10 protein-coding genes and 3 pseudogenes are annotated in these 15,860 nt (G+C 53.5%); 1 reads left to right on the top strand and 12 read right to left on the bottom strand.

From position 1 onward, the window contains the following. Positions 1–39: 39 nt before the first annotated feature. From cheZ to K5E80_RS00150, 5 genes and pseudogenes are all read right to left on the bottom strand, one after another. Complete coding sequence (gene cheZ, locus K5E80_RS00165) at positions 40–849, bottom strand: protein phosphatase CheZ (RefSeq protein WP_220634249.1); 810 nt, start codon at positions 847–849, stop codon at positions 40–42. Between the two features lie 26 nt (positions 850–875). Next, complete coding sequence (gene cheY, locus K5E80_RS00160; protein ID WP_220637174.1) at positions 876–1,250, bottom strand: chemotaxis response regulator CheY; 375 nt, start codon at positions 1,248–1,250, stop codon at positions 876–878. 67 nt (positions 1,251–1,317) lie between these two features. Continuing rightward, the gene (locus K5E80_RS17010) at positions 1,318–1,755 is read right to left on the bottom strand and encodes a response regulator (protein WP_343213256.1); all 438 of its coding nucleotides are present in this window, start codon (positions 1,753–1,755) and stop codon (positions 1,318–1,320) included. Positions 1,756–1,782: 27 nt separating this feature from the next. Continuing rightward, positions 1,783–2,172 (bottom strand): annotated as a pseudogene (locus K5E80_RS17005) (chemotaxis protein CheW); the annotation flags it as partial. 132 nt (positions 2,173–2,304) lie between these two features. After that, positions 2,305–3,255: pseudogene (locus K5E80_RS00150) on the bottom strand (chemotaxis protein); the annotation flags it as partial. 526 nt (positions 3,256–3,781) lie between these two features. On the opposite strand from K5E80_RS00150, the gene K5E80_RS00145 reads away from it, so the two are divergent. Beyond that, positions 3,782–5,491: a methyl-accepting chemotaxis protein gene (locus K5E80_RS00145; protein ID WP_220634248.1), complete on the top strand. Its 1,710-nt coding sequence runs from the start codon at positions 3,782–3,784 to the stop codon at positions 5,489–5,491. Positions 5,492–6,021: 530 nt separating this feature from the next. Here the strand turns inward: K5E80_RS00145 and K5E80_RS00140 are convergent. The 7 genes and pseudogenes from K5E80_RS00140 to K5E80_RS00110 all read right to left on the bottom strand — a co-directional run. Continuing rightward, entirely contained in the window at positions 6,022–6,393 is a 372-nt protein-coding gene (locus K5E80_RS00140; RefSeq protein ID WP_220634247.1) for a pyridoxamine 5'-phosphate oxidase family protein, read from the bottom strand. A gap of 109 nt (positions 6,394–6,502) precedes the next feature. Then, positions 6,503–7,801 carry a DUF1329 domain-containing protein gene (locus K5E80_RS00135; protein WP_220634246.1) on the bottom strand — a complete coding sequence of 433 codons (1,299 nt, stop codon included), beginning with the start codon at positions 7,799–7,801 and terminating at the stop codon, positions 6,503–6,505. Between the two features lie 20 nt (positions 7,802–7,821). Next, a complete protein-coding gene (locus K5E80_RS00130) occupies positions 7,822–9,891 on the bottom strand; it encodes a DUF1302 family protein (protein ID WP_220634245.1) in 2,070 nt (689 codons plus the stop codon). Positions 9,892–10,162: 271 nt separating this feature from the next. Continuing rightward, positions 10,163–12,634 carry an efflux RND transporter permease subunit gene (locus K5E80_RS00125; protein ID WP_246590806.1) on the bottom strand — a complete coding sequence of 824 codons (2,472 nt, stop codon included), beginning with the start codon at positions 12,632–12,634 and terminating at the stop codon, positions 10,163–10,165. Beyond that, positions 12,627–13,664, bottom strand: a complete 1,038-nt coding sequence (locus tag K5E80_RS00120; protein WP_220634244.1) for a WD40/YVTN/BNR-like repeat-containing protein — start codon at positions 13,662–13,664, stop codon at positions 12,627–12,629. The genes K5E80_RS00125 and K5E80_RS00120 overlap by 8 nt, the downstream gene beginning before the upstream one ends. Positions 13,665–14,488: 824 nt before the next feature. Next, positions 14,489–15,459, bottom strand: a protein-coding gene (locus K5E80_RS00115; RefSeq protein ID WP_246590805.1) for an IS5 family transposase whose coding sequence is annotated in 2 segments (ribosomal slippage) — positions 14,489–15,312 and positions 15,312–15,459 — 972 coding nt in all. Because the reading frame shifts where the segments join, the coding sequence is not laid out codon by codon here. A gap of 82 nt (positions 15,460–15,541) precedes the next feature. After that, positions 15,542–15,772 (bottom strand): annotated as a pseudogene (locus tag K5E80_RS00110) (DDE-type integrase/transposase/recombinase); the annotation flags it as partial. Positions 15,773–15,860 lie beyond the last annotated feature (88 nt).

Genomic DNA, 15,860 nt, shown 5'->3' with positions numbered 1-15,860 from the left:
ATGGCACTCTTCCCCAATAAATTGGAATTATTAAACCGTCTAAAAGCCCAGGCTTTCCAGTAAATCATCCACCTGGCTCTGCGACGACATTACGTCGCTACGTCCTTCGGCGTTAAGAGCCGGGCCGTTCAGCAGATTTTCGTTCTTTTCCCACTGGTGTCCGGCTGGAATGGCCTCTATCAGCAAACTCACCAGTGAGTCTTCCATTTCCTGCGCCAGTTCCACCACGCGCTTGATCACTTGCCCGGTCAAATCCTGAAAGTCCTGCGCCATCATGATTTCCATCAGGTGGCCATTTGTAGCGCGATGCTTATCCGGCGATGCGCGGAAATAATCGCGCGTTGCCTCAGCAAGCCGCTTGAATTCTTCAACAGCAAGTTCGTTGGCGAAAGCTTTGTTCCAGCGTGCGGAAAGCACCTCGCTGCTGGCGAGCATTTCATCCTGCAAGGGTTTGGCGGCATCCGTGGCATTGAGTACGCGGCTGGCGGCCTGCTCCGTCATTTGCGCAATGTAAGCTAGACGCTGACGCGCATCGGGAATTTTCGATGCGGTTTTTTCAAGAATATTGTTATAACCGAGCTCGCGCAAGGTGTCGTGCAACTGGCGCGCCAGAAGACCTAGTTTGTTGAACACCCTGTCTTTGTCCGGGCTTGCCGTGAGTTCCCCTTGCGGAACGACGCTCCGTGCTGTGGCATTGGTTTTCCCCCCAACAGAGTCGCTGGAGGCGTCGGGCTGAAAATCTGCCGGTTTGATGGCGACAGACGTCTGCGACCTTGCCAACACGGTTTCGAATAATGCTTCTAATTCCGCCGAGTCGCCTGCCTTGCTGGTGTTGACTAAATCTGCCATGATTTTTTCCTGTGGGTAAGGGCTGCTCAAGTGCCAAGTTTTTGGAATATCTTGTTTAATTTTTCGTTGAGAACAGCCGCTGTGAAGGGCTTGACGATGTAACCGGAAGCACCCGCCTCAGCCGCGGCAATGATGTTCTCCTTCTTCGCCTCGGCAGTAATCATCAAAAAGGGAAGCATCTGCAGCGTAGTCTCGGCGCGGATAGTCCGCAGTAACTCAAGGCCATCCATGTTGGGCATGTTCCAGTCGGACACGACAAAGTCGAAGTTGTTCACCCTCAGTTGCTTTAGCGCGGAGACCCCGTCCTCTGCCTCGTCAACATTGGTATAACCAAGCTCTTTAAGCAAGTTGCGGATAATTCGCCGCATGGTTGGGAAATCGTCGACGATCAGAAATTTGATTTTGCTGGGATCAGCGTTCACGAAACACTCCAATAATAAATCTGCATATAGAGCAACGTCCTGACCGCTATTGATTCAGGAAGGGGCGCAAGGTTCCTGACAAATGGTCGGCATCGAACTTTGGCACATAGGCATCGATCCCGACGCTGCATGCCATGGCGCGGTTTGCATCTGAAGACAGCGAGGAATGCATCACGACCGGAATACCCTGGAACCGCGGGTCGCCCTTGATATTCCTGGTGAGCACATAGCCATCCATTTCAGGCATTTCGGCATCGACCAGAATCAGATTGATCTCTTCGCTCAAATTGCGACCGGAATGGTTGGAGACGGAGGCCAGGCTCGACAGGCGCGTCCATGCCTCCAAGCCGTTCGTGGCATGGCGGTGACGTATTCCCATACGCTCCAGCACTTCCACAATTTTTTTGCGCGCTACGGCAGAATCGTCAACGAAAAAGACATTGTTCACGGCACCTTCGGGGAGCGCCTCAATGTGTCCGATCATGGGGTCTCCCAGCGTATCTGCCAATATCTGTTCCACATCCAGAATCGACACCAGCCTGCCGTCGGGCAGTTCGGTAATTGCGGTGATGTAGTCAACTGTACCGCTACTGCTGCTTGACTTGGGTGCATGCACTTTGTCCCAGCCAATGCGGATGATGCGATCAACGCTGCCTACAAGAAAACCCAGCGTGCATTTGCTGAATTCGGCCACCACCAGAGTATTATCACGCTCTTTGCCGGGCGCATGCAGTTTCATTATCTTGCCCAGGGAAAGCACGGGAAGGATGCTGCCGCGGAGGCTGATGAGGCCTTCGACCGCAGCAGCCATATTCGGCGTCTTGGTGATTTTAGGCGCTTGTGATACTTCGCGCACCTTGAATACATTAATGCCAAAAGTCTCGTTGGTTCCCAACTCGAATAGCAGGATTTCCTTCATGTTGGAGCCTACAGGGCAGGTTCCTGCTTCCGGACTATCGATCAACCACTTGTTGTCATCGTGATCGACCATGTTTGCAATACCCTCATTTATGTTGCTATTGACAGATGAGAGTCCAGCATTCAGTACTCGCGTCAATACATCGGCCAGGCGTTGCGGTTCAAATTTGGATACATAGGCGTCTATTCCCATGGATTTGCCAACTTGTTGATTCGACATGTTGGACAGGGAGGAATGCATTACGACCGGGATACCGGCAAAACGCGGATCGGCCTTGATGCTCTTGGTCAGCATGTACCCATCGACTTCCGGCATTTCGATATCGGTCAGCACCAACTGCAGCAACTCACACACTTTCTTGCCTCGTTGTTGTGCCGTTTGGGCAAACTTTTCCAACTCATCCCACGCCTTGCGTCCATTTATGGCCGATACGTGCCTGACGCCCAGTGCGTCCAGGGTTTTCACTATCTGGCCACGCGCCACCGAGGAATCGTCCGCAAAAAGCACGGTGATTCCGTTCTGCCCCAATGGCTTCAAAGAACTGAATATATGAGCATTGGCTTCATCGCTTTTTGTGGTTTCCGACAACAGACGTTCGACATCGAGCATCATTACCAGACGTTTGTCATCCATCTCCGTGACTGCCGTTACCAAGCCGCCCAAATGACTGGTGAGCATATCGGGCGGTAGTTTCATATCGCCCCAGTCCGCACGAAGGATCATATCCACAGAGTCAACCAGAAAGCCCTGGGTGTGGCCGTTGTATTCGGTCACGATCATTACATCGCGCGGTTTTTCCGGCTGGAGTCCGATGTATTCGGCAAGGTCGATGACCGGCACTAGTGCACCGCGCAAGCTGACCATTCCCTTTACCGACTCGGGCATTTCTGGCGCAGTAGTTACCGTTGGAGTGTGCATCACTTCACGCACTTTGAAAACGTTGATGCCGAACGTCTCGCAACGCCCCGTACGCTGGTCAAGCCCAAGTGAAAACAGGAGCATCTCCAGCTTGTTGGTACCCGCAAGACGGGTACGAGCATCTATTTTTTTTAGCAAATCGGACATGGAATACTCCTCTTCTCTTGAATGGCCGCATCTAAATTGACAATATCTTAGAAACCTTTTGGGACAAGCATTCCCATGGCTCAGGCTCCTCCGCGGTTTTCAGGCTTACCGTCCGCATATTATCGGCAGATCGCGCAGATGCTTTAGCTGTGCTTAAAAAATCAATGCCGCACTTAGGTGGTTAAGTCCGAGGAACGCAGTCGGTAATCATGCTGACGATTTGGTTCCACAAGGGGAACGGCTCAATGGGCAAGCCCATATCCGTGCACGATAGTGTTGCTGCCGGAATTAATTGATGCTGCTCATTATCTCGTTCCTGCAGTTGCATCCGATACTCCGACCGGAGCGTTTTTGAAGACTGCTGAACGTCCTGGCGCAATCAAGGTCGCATAGGTATCAATCGGTCACAACAACAAATTTTTCATTTCAGGGCATCTCTCTTGTTCCCTAAAGTTTTTCTTTCCAGATTCGTAAATGACTTGATAGCGCTGTTAACGCCACCGATGGCATAAATTGAGCAGACATTATGGAAAACCTTACGATCAAATTGAAATTAATCTTGCTTGCGGCATTGTCTCTGGTCAGCCTTGCTATTGTTGGAACTTCCGGTCTGTTTGGTGTGAGGCAATTGATAGGGGCCCTTGATGAAATTCAAAATCGAAGCATGCCAGCCGTTGCCTCGATGTCCGAGTTGCGCTCAAACAAGCTTCAGTCGCTTCAGGCGACGTACGAGATCGCCAACATCAATACCGAGGTTTTTGAGGCTTCCAAGGATTCAAACGTAAATAATACAGCCCTCAAGGAAGATATCTCACTTGCGAAATCAGTACTGGAGCGAGTCGACATTACCGACAAGCAGGCCAAGGCTGCGGTCGACTTGTACATGAAATTGCCTAAAACTCCCCGGGAGCAGGCGCAATGGAAAGTGGTAAGCACCGCCCTAAAGGAGTTTGACACTCAATACCTGTCACTTCTTGAGCAAATAAAACAATTGGCCAACGTTTCCAGTCCGGAGGACGTGCGCTCGATAATGGTTACATACGGATTGGCAAGCGATGGAGTTACTGCTTCTGTTCCACAACTTCTTCGCGATTTAGACAAACTGCAGGCGATTACAAAGCAGAACTCGGATGAAGTGAAGACGTCGGCGGCGAGAATCGAGACCGGCGCCGAGACCCTGATCGGGGTGATGCTTGCAGTCGCCGTGATTGGCCTTGGCGCCATGACCGCGCTGATCGTCAGAAACGTCGTCGGATCCCTGCGTGCTATGCAGAGTGCTATGGCCAGGGTCGCGCAGACCTATGACTTCACCACGCGCATGGGATTCAAGGGCAAGGACGAAATCACGCAAACGGCAAATGCTTTCGATAGTCTTCTTGACAGCGTGCAAAGCTCCCTGCGTGCCGTCCTCGAAAGTGCCGGCAGCATCAACAATGCCTCCGACAGCGCCGCCGATGCGGCAAAACGCGGCTCCGAAGCCTCGGAACGCCAAAGCGAAGCAGCCTCTGACATGGCTGCCGCCATTGAGGAAATGACAGCCAACATCAGTCAAATTTCCGATGGTGCACGCGAGGTGCTCAGTCGATCAAAAGATGCAAGTAATAGAGCCAGCCAGGGCACAAAAATCATTACGCAGACGGCTGGCGAAATGGACACGATCAACAGGACAGTTGGTCTTGCCGGGGAAACCATCAACAATGTCGGCGACCAGTCAAACAAAATATCTACGATCATGCATGTCATCAGAGAAGTTGCCGAGCAAACTAACTTGCTGGCCCTGAACGCCGCGATAGAAGCAGCTCGCGCAGGTGAGCAAGGGCGCGGTTTTGCCGTAGTGGCTGACGAGGTGCGCAAGCTTGCCGAACGTACTGCACGTTCAACGGAAGAGATCGGCAGCATGATTGCCGAGATGCAATCCTCGTCAAGGGAAGCGGTGGACAGCATAGAGTCCATCGTACACAAGGTTAAAGAAGGCAAGGATCTGTCGATACAGGCTGCGAATCATATGTCCACGATTCAGGAAAATACCGAGCATGTGACGCTTGCCATCGACGATATTTCATCGGCACTGAACGAGCAGAGCGCCTCCACCCAAGAGATCGCACACCGGGTGGAACTGGTAGCTCAATTGAGCGAGGAAAACTGTCGTGTTGCCAACGATACTACCAAGTTTGCCAATCAAATAAAGAATTATGCTGAGTCACTACGCTCTGCTGCCAACCGGTTCAAAGTCTGATGCTTGTCGCACTCTACTGAGACTTTGTTGACATGTTCGGCCGTTTTAAAACAATTGCAGTACGCAGATCTATGGCCGTTAACTGCTCAGCGACTAATCTTCAGAGGCCGCCCATCAGAAAACGGTCGTACCAATCAGGCCGCTCCCTGCTGGGCTTGGCGACCATCGGGGTGGCTTCCTCGCGTGTTTACGAAAGAAGTGCTATCAAGCATGAGCGAAGGAAATCCCCGTGGGGCGCAGGATCATCCAGCACAAACACAAGTGACCACCATGCAATGCGGGATGCTGGGGTAAGTGCCAGCGGCTACTTTGCACATATTGCCGCTACCGCCTCCAAAGCGTCTTCAGGGGTAAAGTCAGTTCGAGAAAAGCCGGGGCACTGCACAGCTAAAAGACTCTGCATGACGAACCGGTTAAGAAATGCGAACTACAGGATCAAGATCAGCCTGCGGTTGGTGCCACCCGGATTCATTAACCCACTTGACATGAGCCGGCTCATGGGTGCCGCAGATCGCATCACTTCAGCTGCATCAGACCTTGAATGTGTAGGAATCCTCTACAGCAACTTTAACCACGTGTTTGACAGCCATATTCCTGGCGGCATATTCTTGGCTAAGTTGATCAAACAGCGGACCAGCTTCGAGTATCTCGGATATTCCCGAAACACGACAACCGCTGCGCGTGGCCGGATCCAGGCAGAGAATAGCTACCTGCGGGTTCTCTTGCAGATTGTTGAGGGTCCCTGGGGATCTAACATCGACAAAGAGCAAATGTTCGTCATCAAGTACGCGCAAAGAGCCCTTGGCAGAGACATTGGGTTTGCCGGTTCGACTGGCGGTGGCGATCAAACCTGGCTTGATTTCAGCGATCGCCCTTTTCACTTCCTGCGACATTTTGGTCATGATGTTGGCAATCGCCCCCTCTATCTAAATATGCATCTAATTTACAAATGAAAACTCCCCCGGCTTTTTTGCCAAGCCGGGGGAGAAGTGCTTTGGTCACACCAAACGCTCAGTCACCGCGCATGTTTTGAACGTTAAACAATGCTGGTGGATTGAGCTTCTCGTCTATGATCACGTGCAACCTCATGTTCGTGCAATGATTCGATTGCACGTCAGTCATGGCTGCCGTGGAGTAGAGCGCTACACCGGCATTTTTGTTGGCGGGTGCGTGGTAGGCGGAATCACTGAACCCGACCGCCCACCGCTTCCAGAGTTCCCCTTTCTTGTCATAGATCAGAATCATCGGGAATATGGCAGTTTGCGCATCCATATAGAGGATGCGCTTACCGATAGGACTGGCGGGATCGGTGGGAACGGCTTCAAGAATGTAGGTCTTTCTCAACGACCAAGGGGTATTAAAGAAGCATTGAGCCTTGCCACCAAACGTCACATGTTTGTAGCCGTCAGGTTCCACGAGTTCGGTCTTCTTCAGCTCGGTGTGGCGATAAACCGGCAGCAACATGTTGGCTGTGCCCTTGTAGGTCCACTTGAAGTCCGAAACGCGGCTCCACAATCCTTCGAAGTCCTCGATCATCAGGTCAGAACCCAGGAACGAGTCTGTCGTTTGCGACATCGACAGACGCCGTACGCGCCGCTGGAAACCCAGGTACAGATATGCATCATCGGCCTTGGTATCGTCGTCGAAGCGGTGGATCAACAGTTGAGTGTCTTTCACATCAAGGGGGGCGAGTACCTTTGCATAAACCCCGCGATACCACTTTTCCGGATTAGGGGTAATGTCAGGCACGGGCGGTTGCGTAACCCGGTGCTTGAAGTTGATGAAGTGAAAATCGAAACTGATGGATCGCTCCAGCTTGCCGTTGTTGAAGTCCCGGTAATACCAGTAAAACGGATAGATACGCCCGCTGTCCCCCATGATCATGCCGTATTTGTAGTTGAAAGCCAGTTTTTCTCCCGCTCTCGGGTCCTGCAGGCTCGGCTCCGCTGGGAATGGCCGGCCGGCCTGAACTCCTTCGATAGTTCCAAGCTTTGCCCCCAGTTTGACCTGATTGGCATATTTCTTGGTCGCCGCGATATAGTTCTTGTCGTAGGCGATCGAATTCGTTGCTCCTACCTCGATATCGTGCCAACCATTCTTGACAAAATTCAGGGTCGCCGCGTCGAGAACATCTTTGTACTTATCTACGTTGCCTTTGTTGATTGTCATACCTGGCTTCAAATCCGCAAAGGATGGCACACCTTTATCATAGGGGGAAAAGGAGGCATCTATTTCTGCATCCGTGACCGCCTGTGCCAGTGGCGAGAGAATTGCTGCGAGTACTGAAAGCCCAATCAGTTTATGTTTCATCGTTATATCTCCACTCTAAATTAAAATTTGTAGCGCATGCTGACGAACAACTCGTTCTCCTTCATAGCCATGCCGATAGGGCCTGAGCGGAAACGTCCGAGAGGCTCAACGCCAGCCAGGCCGAGGGAAGAATTGTCAAATGGATTGGGACGCGCCGCAGGGCCTTGCAATCCAGTGAACGGCGCCCATGGGTTGGTAGACCGGGAATCATCGAACTGCCTGGAACCATCGCCGAACTTGTAATTGGCACCGAAGTTGAACTTCAGATTGTCGGTTACCAGCCATTCCACCGAGGGGGAAGCCACCGACGCCGACGCCCTGAAGTCATGCGCCATGAGCAGTTGCGGACTAACCTGGTCATTCTTGAACCAGCCCTTGATCAGGAAAGTGGCGATGTTGTTCATCTTCCAGTCCGGCATGCCGGTCTTGCCCCACGGAGAGTTATGCAGTTCGTGATTGAGTATATTCTGACCAAACAATTGCGCTGACAAGAAGAAGGCGCGCGTGGTACTCAGGAACGGGATGAAAGTTGGACGATCCCAGCCGATCACGTAACGCCAGACATGCGAATCCGAATACAACGAGGAACGGGCGGTATTGGGGAACTCTTCGCCACTGGTAAGCGCGGTTTCCACCCGGAACGTCGAGCCAATTGAATCCGCCTGAATATCGGCCGAAGCCCCTATCAGTTTAACGCGCGGGAAGTCGATATCAAACGCGATGATGTAGGGAGATGGCTGTAGCGCACCAGTGAAAGGATTCATCGTCTGAACCCCCTTCGAATATAAATTTCGCAGGGAAGGCAACTGCGAGCGGTAGGTCAAGGCATTCAGCGAGAAACTGACCCCCTTTATGGCCCCTTCCCACTTCACGCCAAACTGCGTGTTGGCAAGCGACCATTCAGGCAAATTAGCTTGGCGGATACCGATCTGACCGGGTCCGAAATTGGTGGCATAGCCAGGATTGCCTGGGCCGGCCAGCGCAAAATTGGCCACCGTGCCGCCATTATCCCAGAGGTTTTTCATCCCGCGGAAGAAGTCACCCGCATCGAGGATCTGGTTCGGCGTACCGCCCTGACCCAGGTTACTTGGCCGAAACTTGTCGAAATTCCAGACAAACTGAAGATTGTTGTCTTCAAAAAGCTCGCTCGTCCCCATGCGATATTCGGCAGTAGCAATCCACATCGGAATGCGTATGTCCTGCATCTCGTCATAAATGTTATTGCGCGAATAATCCATCGGGTTGATTACGTCGAGAACCCTGAACAAGTCGGTGCGCCCCCAGATAACCTGCTGCTTGCCCACCTGGAAATTCCACATTGCGCCGTTATCCAAAGGCATCTTGGCGACGATATAGGCTTCCCGGATAAAGTCGAGTCGGTCGTTGAACTCCGGTGACTCCAGATCATGCCGCTTGGCGTCCATGTAATCCTTGATGCAGCCGCGCGAATCGACATCGCAAGGACGCACCGGCACGCCAAAGGAGACCCCATTGTGGATCCCGCCCAGGCGGCTGCCAAGGACTATCATGCCATCATTACCATTCAGAGCACCCTGAGCGGTGGGATAACCGTCAGCAAATGTATTCCCCGCCAAAAAGGGCGCACCAAGTGGCGCAGCAAGACCGGCAACGGAACTGTGGTTGATGATCCCGCCGCCTTGGGGGACAGAACTGGGTGTGCCCAAGGCTGGGGGCAGAAACGGCGCAAGCGCTTGCAGACCTGGATCTCCGTTTTCCAGCATGATCGGTCCGCCAGCCTTCTTGCCGTAACGCCTGTCGTTTATAGAATAGACACCGTCATAAGTGCCGCGCAGTTTGGTGCGGATCTTGAGACTGGAGAACGTGCCATTGCCGCCCAAGTCCTTGTCGGCCTCGACCTGGAGAGTATTGCGGAATTTCGACAGGCCGACTCCCTGCCGAACGTGGGTGTCGTTTTCGTAAAAGGTATCTACCCTCCATGCCGAACCAGAACCGCCCATATCGGGCAAGCCGTCCGCACGTGCCGCAGTCGCGCCCAGCAGCAGCAATGCGGCACATAGCGCGGGAACGGCTGGCTTTAAGCGATTCCTAACTAGTTGAATTTTTTGCATAGTCTCACTCCTCCTTAAATGTTAATCTTCACCAATACACATTAAATTCCGTTGTCGAATCTACAGGTGTTTATAGACCAAACGCGTTGCATGCCTCCCTCATGCAATACAAGACCAGCATATCCCTTTGCTTTGGCCAGCTCCACTGCCTGCTGCTTAAAGCCTTGACCGTTCCCTGCTCCCCGATTTGCAATATATCATCTTCATCCAGACAAGGGACACTGTATGTCAGATGTCAGACACACACCCCTTGCCAATGCCTTGGCGCGGTCTATTGGGCAGCGCCCGCCTTAACCGCATATATGTTTTTCCTACTGGTGCTATCCTTTTCCTGGTTATCCAGTTCGTTTTCTTGCAGCACACCGTCAGCATCGTAGTGTGTAGCCACAAGAAAATGCGGCCGGAACACGACACACCACGCCGGCACGATGAGCATGGCAGCAATAGCGTTGACGACGAGCATGAAGGAAAGCAGGATGGCCGCATCGGACTGGAAACGCAGGTCCGACAAAAATACCCACATGATGACGCCGGAGATCAGCATCGCGGCAGTGAAAAAGACGGCATAGCCGGTGGTCGCAACGGCATTCACCACGGCTTTATGAATGTTGTGCGTGGTTGCCATTTCTTCGCGGATGCGATCCATAAAATATACGGCATAGTCGATACCAACGCCAACGCCGACGGCAATGACCGGCACGGTATTCACGCTGAGGCCAATTCTGGCGGCCCCCATGTAAGCATAGGTCATCAGGGTGGAGAATAACATTGGCAAAATCATGAGCCAGCCCGCATGCAGCGACTGGTAGTAGGTCATGACGAGCAGAAAGGCGCAGATCATCACCGCAGGAATAATGATCATGTGATCCTTGTGCAGGGCCTGATTGCCTGCTGCGGTGACGCCAATGATGCCGCCGCCCAGTTCTATGTGAAGACCGGGAACTTCGGCTTCGATCTTCTTGATACCGGATTCGGCAACGGCGACGACACGGGCGATGGTCTCGGCCTGATGATCCTTGTAATAAAAAATCATGTTGGCTTCATTCTCGTCCGAGTTGATGAATTCTTTCAGCGCACCCGGGATCGGGCTTGATGCCATGTAGGCGAACATGAGGCCGCCGACTTCGCTTGCGTTGTCAGGGATCTGCATCCAGCGCGGATCGTCATTATGGGTCAGCCGGTTCACGACTCGAACGACGCCAGGAATAGCCTTGGTACCGCCTAGAATCGGGTCTTCCAGCATGTGCGCCTGGAAGCGCTCAATGGCAGCCATGACCTTGGGATCCTTGATACCCCCCTTCTCGTCCGTGCGAACCACGACGTGCAGTTCCTCGGAACCGGGAAAACGGGTATTAATAGCCTTGGTGGCCAGGTTAAATTCGTGATTCCGGGCCAGGAGTGGACTGCCCGGTTCGGATTCGCCCATCTGGACGCTGCTGAGGAAGTAGGCACCACCCAAGGCTGCCAAGACGGTAAGTACCAGCATTGTGCGCGCACCGCTGTTAGTACCGCCGGTGCGCGCCATGGCCCAACCCAGGAAGTTGCGCGCACCCTGATTCTTGTTCGTCATGGCCTTTGGCTGCGGCAGAACGGTTAGTGCAAGCGGAACCATGAAATGGACGGTAAAGATGACAGAGAAACCCCAGAAGCCGGCCGCTATACCAAGCTTGTGATTGAATGGGGCGGAACCGAGGACAAGGACAAAGATACCGATGGCATCAACGATAATGGCCAGCGACCCAGGCCGGAATAATGCGTCAAGCGCATTCCGCGCCGCTTTCTTGCCATTGTGCACTATAGCCAATTCTTCGTAATAACGCGAAACGAGCTGGACGCCGTGGGATGTAGCTCGTGCAGCAATCAGGAAGGGGATTGGCAACGAGAGCGGTTCGAGGTTGATGCCCATCAGCGCCATAAAACCCAGGCCCCAAGTGGAGGATAGCCCAATGCCTAGCAGCGGCAGCGCGACGCCGTAAAAGCGCCGGAAATTGACGATCAGCAGCAGTGCAATCAGGATCGCAGTGTAGGCGAGGATCGAGACAATCTGGTGGGTATAGGTGAAAACCCAACCGGTCAACGCTGGGTTGCCCGTAATATGGATGTGATGGCCAGGTTTATCAGCGGTGGCCTTCAATTTTTGCAGCGCGGCGAAGGTCTTGACGTAGTCGATGCCAGATTCATTCATCTGGGCCTTGATCAGCGCCGCTTTGTAGTCGGGGGAAACCATCAGACCGTACAGGTTAGGATCGGCAGTAACATCCTTCTTCATCTGATCAAGCTGAGCGACCGTACGCATCGGTCTGAGCGGGTCGTAGTACAGCTCTGACATGACGGATCCCTCTTCCGAGAGAAACACTTTGCGTGCGGTGCGGTGAGTGAGACTGGAGACGAGATTGTGGTTGACGCCGGGAATCTCGTCGAGGCCTTGGGTAACTTGAAATATGAGTTGAAGCGTTTCGTTATTGAAGATGGTACCTCGATCTACTTCGACGGCAATGACTATCATGTTGGCGCCACCGAAGCTCTCCTTGATGCGGTTGTAGACCTTGATATAGCGATGGTTCTGCGGCAACAAATCGGCAAAGTCGGAGTACACCCGCAGTTTCGGCAGGCACAGGGCAAACAGGATGGTGACAGAAAAGATAATACCGAGGACGATCTTGGGATTTGCAAACAGCCATTCCTCGCCCACGTGCAGGACGCGGGTAATTTTCTGGCGCAGGGCGTGCATATGGCTAACCATTGTGTTCTTTTCCTTCACTTAATTTTGGGGTGTCGATGACGCGGACAAGGCCACCTGGCCCGCCGATCACTATGGCCGCTTGCGCAGGCAGCGAGGTACCAGTTCCAAGAAATACGGAGACGGCATCCGCATAAGGCACGGGCAGGAAAACGTTGTCTTCCAACCGGGCAATAGTGCCGCCGGGGCCAACACCGTAGGGTTTACCTTCGTGCAGGAAGAGCCGGTACAAAGAGGCATGGGTGGCATTCTCGATCTTGTTCCATGTATTCCCGCCGTCCTGAGTACGCAGGGCAGTGCCGGCACCGCCGCTCACGTAGCCCTCCTTGGAGTTCAAAAAGACCGTAGCGTATGGGTAGAAATCGGCGCTGATGCGCGAACCTTTCTTCCAAGTGGCACCACCGTCATCTGTCTTCGCAACGAGGCCGAACTCGCCCAGAGCAATCCCGGTTTGGCTACCAGTAATTGCGAACGCCAATATCTGTGCATCTTCTCCGAGGTCGCTGACTTGCCAGTTCGCTCCTTTATCAACGCTCCTGGCAATCGTGGCACGAGAACCGCCAACGTACCAGTACCCTTGTGCGTCGCAAGCAACCACGAGCGGAACGCGCGGTTTATTTAAGGCGACGCTCTTCCACTCCGTGCCCCGCGCATCCGAACTCCAAACCTTATGGTTGAAGTCGATCCCGACGAAGCTCCCGTCTGGACAGGATGACAGTCCTATCAATGAGGTGAACGGGCCCAATTCTTTCCGTGACCAAGTCTTGCCTTGGTCAGCAGAGACAAGCACCGCACCATTTTGCGTTCCAGCGACAACTGCCGTCCCATTCGCCGCCAGTGCTTGCACAGTATCGTAACGCTGGATAGGCTTGGCTCGCTCAGCATTCATCGCGCTTAAGTCAGGAACTTGCGTGCAAGCGTTGAGCAACACGGCTGACAACAAGAGGGCTCGACTGCTCGGCATAGGCTTATTCAACCATCCTAAGACCATTGCCGTTATCTGCTGCATACCAATTCCTCCCAAGAACATCATGATCGTTTGTCCTCTTCCTCATATTTATTGAATAAATGCCAATTATTAAATGCCCTATAGCATAGGTGCAGTCGAGCACATACGATCTGCGAATAGCATATGCCAGAGTAAATTTTTACTAGTTATCATTTTATTATAATATTACCAGCGACGAGCCATTGTATAAATTTTTGGTACCACGCCTCCTATTCATAGGATCGTAATCTGACGATTATGGACCTTACAATTGGTGCTATCACCTATTCCGTAAGACATAACCACCAATCTCAATCTGCTCTACCTGCGGCAGTTTCCACTTTCGAACAGGTCTTAGTGTCAGGGTCGGCTCCGTTTGATTGAACAGAATTCCCACAAAGATAAGTGGGGCCTTGTGGTGTAACGTTTCCACATGCGGCCCGCCGAAGATCTCTCTTGACCGCAGGCGGGTTGCGCGGTGGATAACGCGCTCATCATGCCGCCTTTCCTGCGGCAGGCCGCGAAGTAAATCTCATTCGGAGTGTTGCTGTCAAGCGGCTGATGTGGCCGACGGGTGTTATGGAAGTTCACGTAGATGCCCAGACCGGCCTTGGCGGCTGATATCGAGCGTAAATCTTGCGATAGACCTCCTCGTGCTTAACGCTCCTCCCTGGCCGTTCGGCGAAGACATTGCCACGCCAGTATCCATTGCGGTCCATGCTGGTCTGGAAGTCATGTTCTTTAAGGAAACGCTGAATAAGCCGCCGCAAAACTCAGCGGTAATCCGGAATTGAGACGAAAACGTGACATCAATGACATTTTCATCGAAAAACTGGCCTGTTTTGAACGGAAACGCAGGGCATTTCACCTCATGCTGGACGCACCTCTCCCGTCAGAGGCCGTCCCCATTTGCCGACGTTGAGCATTGCCAGCATGGCGAAGGCCCGGTTGGCGTTCTTCGCCAGGCCGCGATAGCGCACCCTGGCAAAGCCCCGGAGACGCTTGAGGGTCGGGAACGGATGCTCGGCCCTGGAACGCACACTGGACTTGCGACGGTTGGTCTCCTTGTCGGCGTCCGTCAGCGGGCAGTTCCGGTGGGCACGTTTGTTGGTGAAGTCCTTTGCCTTTGGCGCAATGTCCTTGAGTCGTTCGCGCTGCGCCTTGCCCCGGCAGGCGCTGTTACCGTGGAAGCGGGTTTCCTCGCCATGCAGCAGGTTCGGCACTTCATGGCTGTCATGGACATTGGCGGCGGTGACGCTGGCGCCATGGACCCGACCGCTCTGGCTGTCCGTTCCAATGTGAAGCTTCATGCCGAAGTACCACTGGTTGCCCTTCTTGGTCTGGTGCATCTCCGGATCACGGCTCTTGTCCTGGTTCTTGACGGAAGACGGTGCGGCGATCAGCGTGGCATCGACGATCGTGCCCCCCGACAGTTTCATGCCGCTGGCCAGCAGCAATTCGCCGACCTTGGCAAACAGGGCCGCGCCCCGGCCGTGCTGTTCCAGCAGATGCCGGAAGTTGCGCAGCGTCGTGGCATCCGGTATCCGTTCGCGTCCCGGATCAAACCGGCAGAACTCCCGGAACACGGCCACGTCGTAGAGCGCGCCTTCGCAGGCTTCGTCCGCCAGGTTGAACCAGTTGGCCACGCAGTACATCCGCAGCATCCGTTCCAGCCCGACTGGCGGCCGACCATCCCGACCTTCGGGTAATACGGTTCAATCGGCGCACAAAACCCGGCCCACGGCATCAATCCGTCCATGCGCGACAGAAACTCCGCCTTGCGCGTCGTCCGGTTGTGCTTCTCGAGTCCTCGTGTCGCCGCCAGCGTCATCTGCTTCATCGTTTCGTCCCTTGTGCTCGATACTCCGTGTCAGACAGCATGATAAAGAAAGCGTTCACGGCATTTGTTACTTATTTAGTGTTTCCTTGAGTAGCTCGGTAAATTCGCTGTTGCCGAATTGGCTGCCCTGGTCGGTACTGAATATCTCTGGCCTGCCGCAGCGAACAATTATTTCCCTCACCGCATCCAGACAGAAGTCCAGCGTCAGGGTATTGGAGACTCGCCAGGACAGCACGCGGCGGCTGTACCAGTCGAGTATCGCTACCAGATGGATGAAGCCTCGACGCACCGAGATGCAGGTGATATCGGTTGCCAATCATTTTGGTTGGAGCAATCAACGACGAGATGCCTGAGTAGGCAGGATAGATCGGGCGTGCTTGCTCCATTTCATGGCAAGATGA

It is taken from the genome of Georgfuchsia toluolica (genome assembly GCF_907163265.1).
GTDB classification, from domain to species: domain Bacteria; phylum Pseudomonadota; class Gammaproteobacteria; order Burkholderiales; family Rhodocyclaceae; genus Georgfuchsia; species Georgfuchsia toluolica.
Note: the sequence above shows the minus strand (reverse complement) of the source record. Positions and strands in the feature narration are given on the sequence as shown.

Bases quoted from the DNA above. Each gene is read 5' to 3' on its own strand.
- K5E80_RS00120 (WP_220634244.1), bottom strand. From the start codon at position 13,664: ATGATGTTCTTGGGAGGAATTGGTATGCAGCAGATAACGGCAATGGTC.
- K5E80_RS00125 (WP_246590806.1), bottom strand. From the start codon at position 12,634: ATGGTTAGCCATATGCACGCCCTGCGCCAGAAAATTACCCGCGTCCTG.
- K5E80_RS00145 (WP_220634248.1), top strand. From the start codon at position 3,782: ATGGAAAACCTTACGATCAAATTGAAATTAATCTTGCTTGCGGCATTG.
- K5E80_RS00140 (WP_220634247.1), bottom strand. From the start codon at position 6,393: ATGACCAAAATGTCGCAGGAAGTGAAAAGGGCGATCGCTGAAATCAAG.
- K5E80_RS17010 (WP_343213256.1), bottom strand. From the start codon at position 1,755: ATGATCGGACACATTGAGGCGCTCCCCGAAGGTGCCGTGAACAATGTC.
- cheZ (WP_220634249.1), bottom strand. From the start codon at position 849: ATGGCAGATTTAGTCAACACCAGCAAGGCAGGCGACTCGGCGGAATTA.
- K5E80_RS00135 (WP_220634246.1), bottom strand. From the start codon at position 7,801: ATGAAACATAAACTGATTGGGCTTTCAGTACTCGCAGCAATTCTCTCG.
- K5E80_RS00130 (WP_220634245.1), bottom strand. From the start codon at position 9,891: ATGCAAAAAATTCAACTAGTTAGGAATCGCTTAAAGCCAGCCGTTCCC.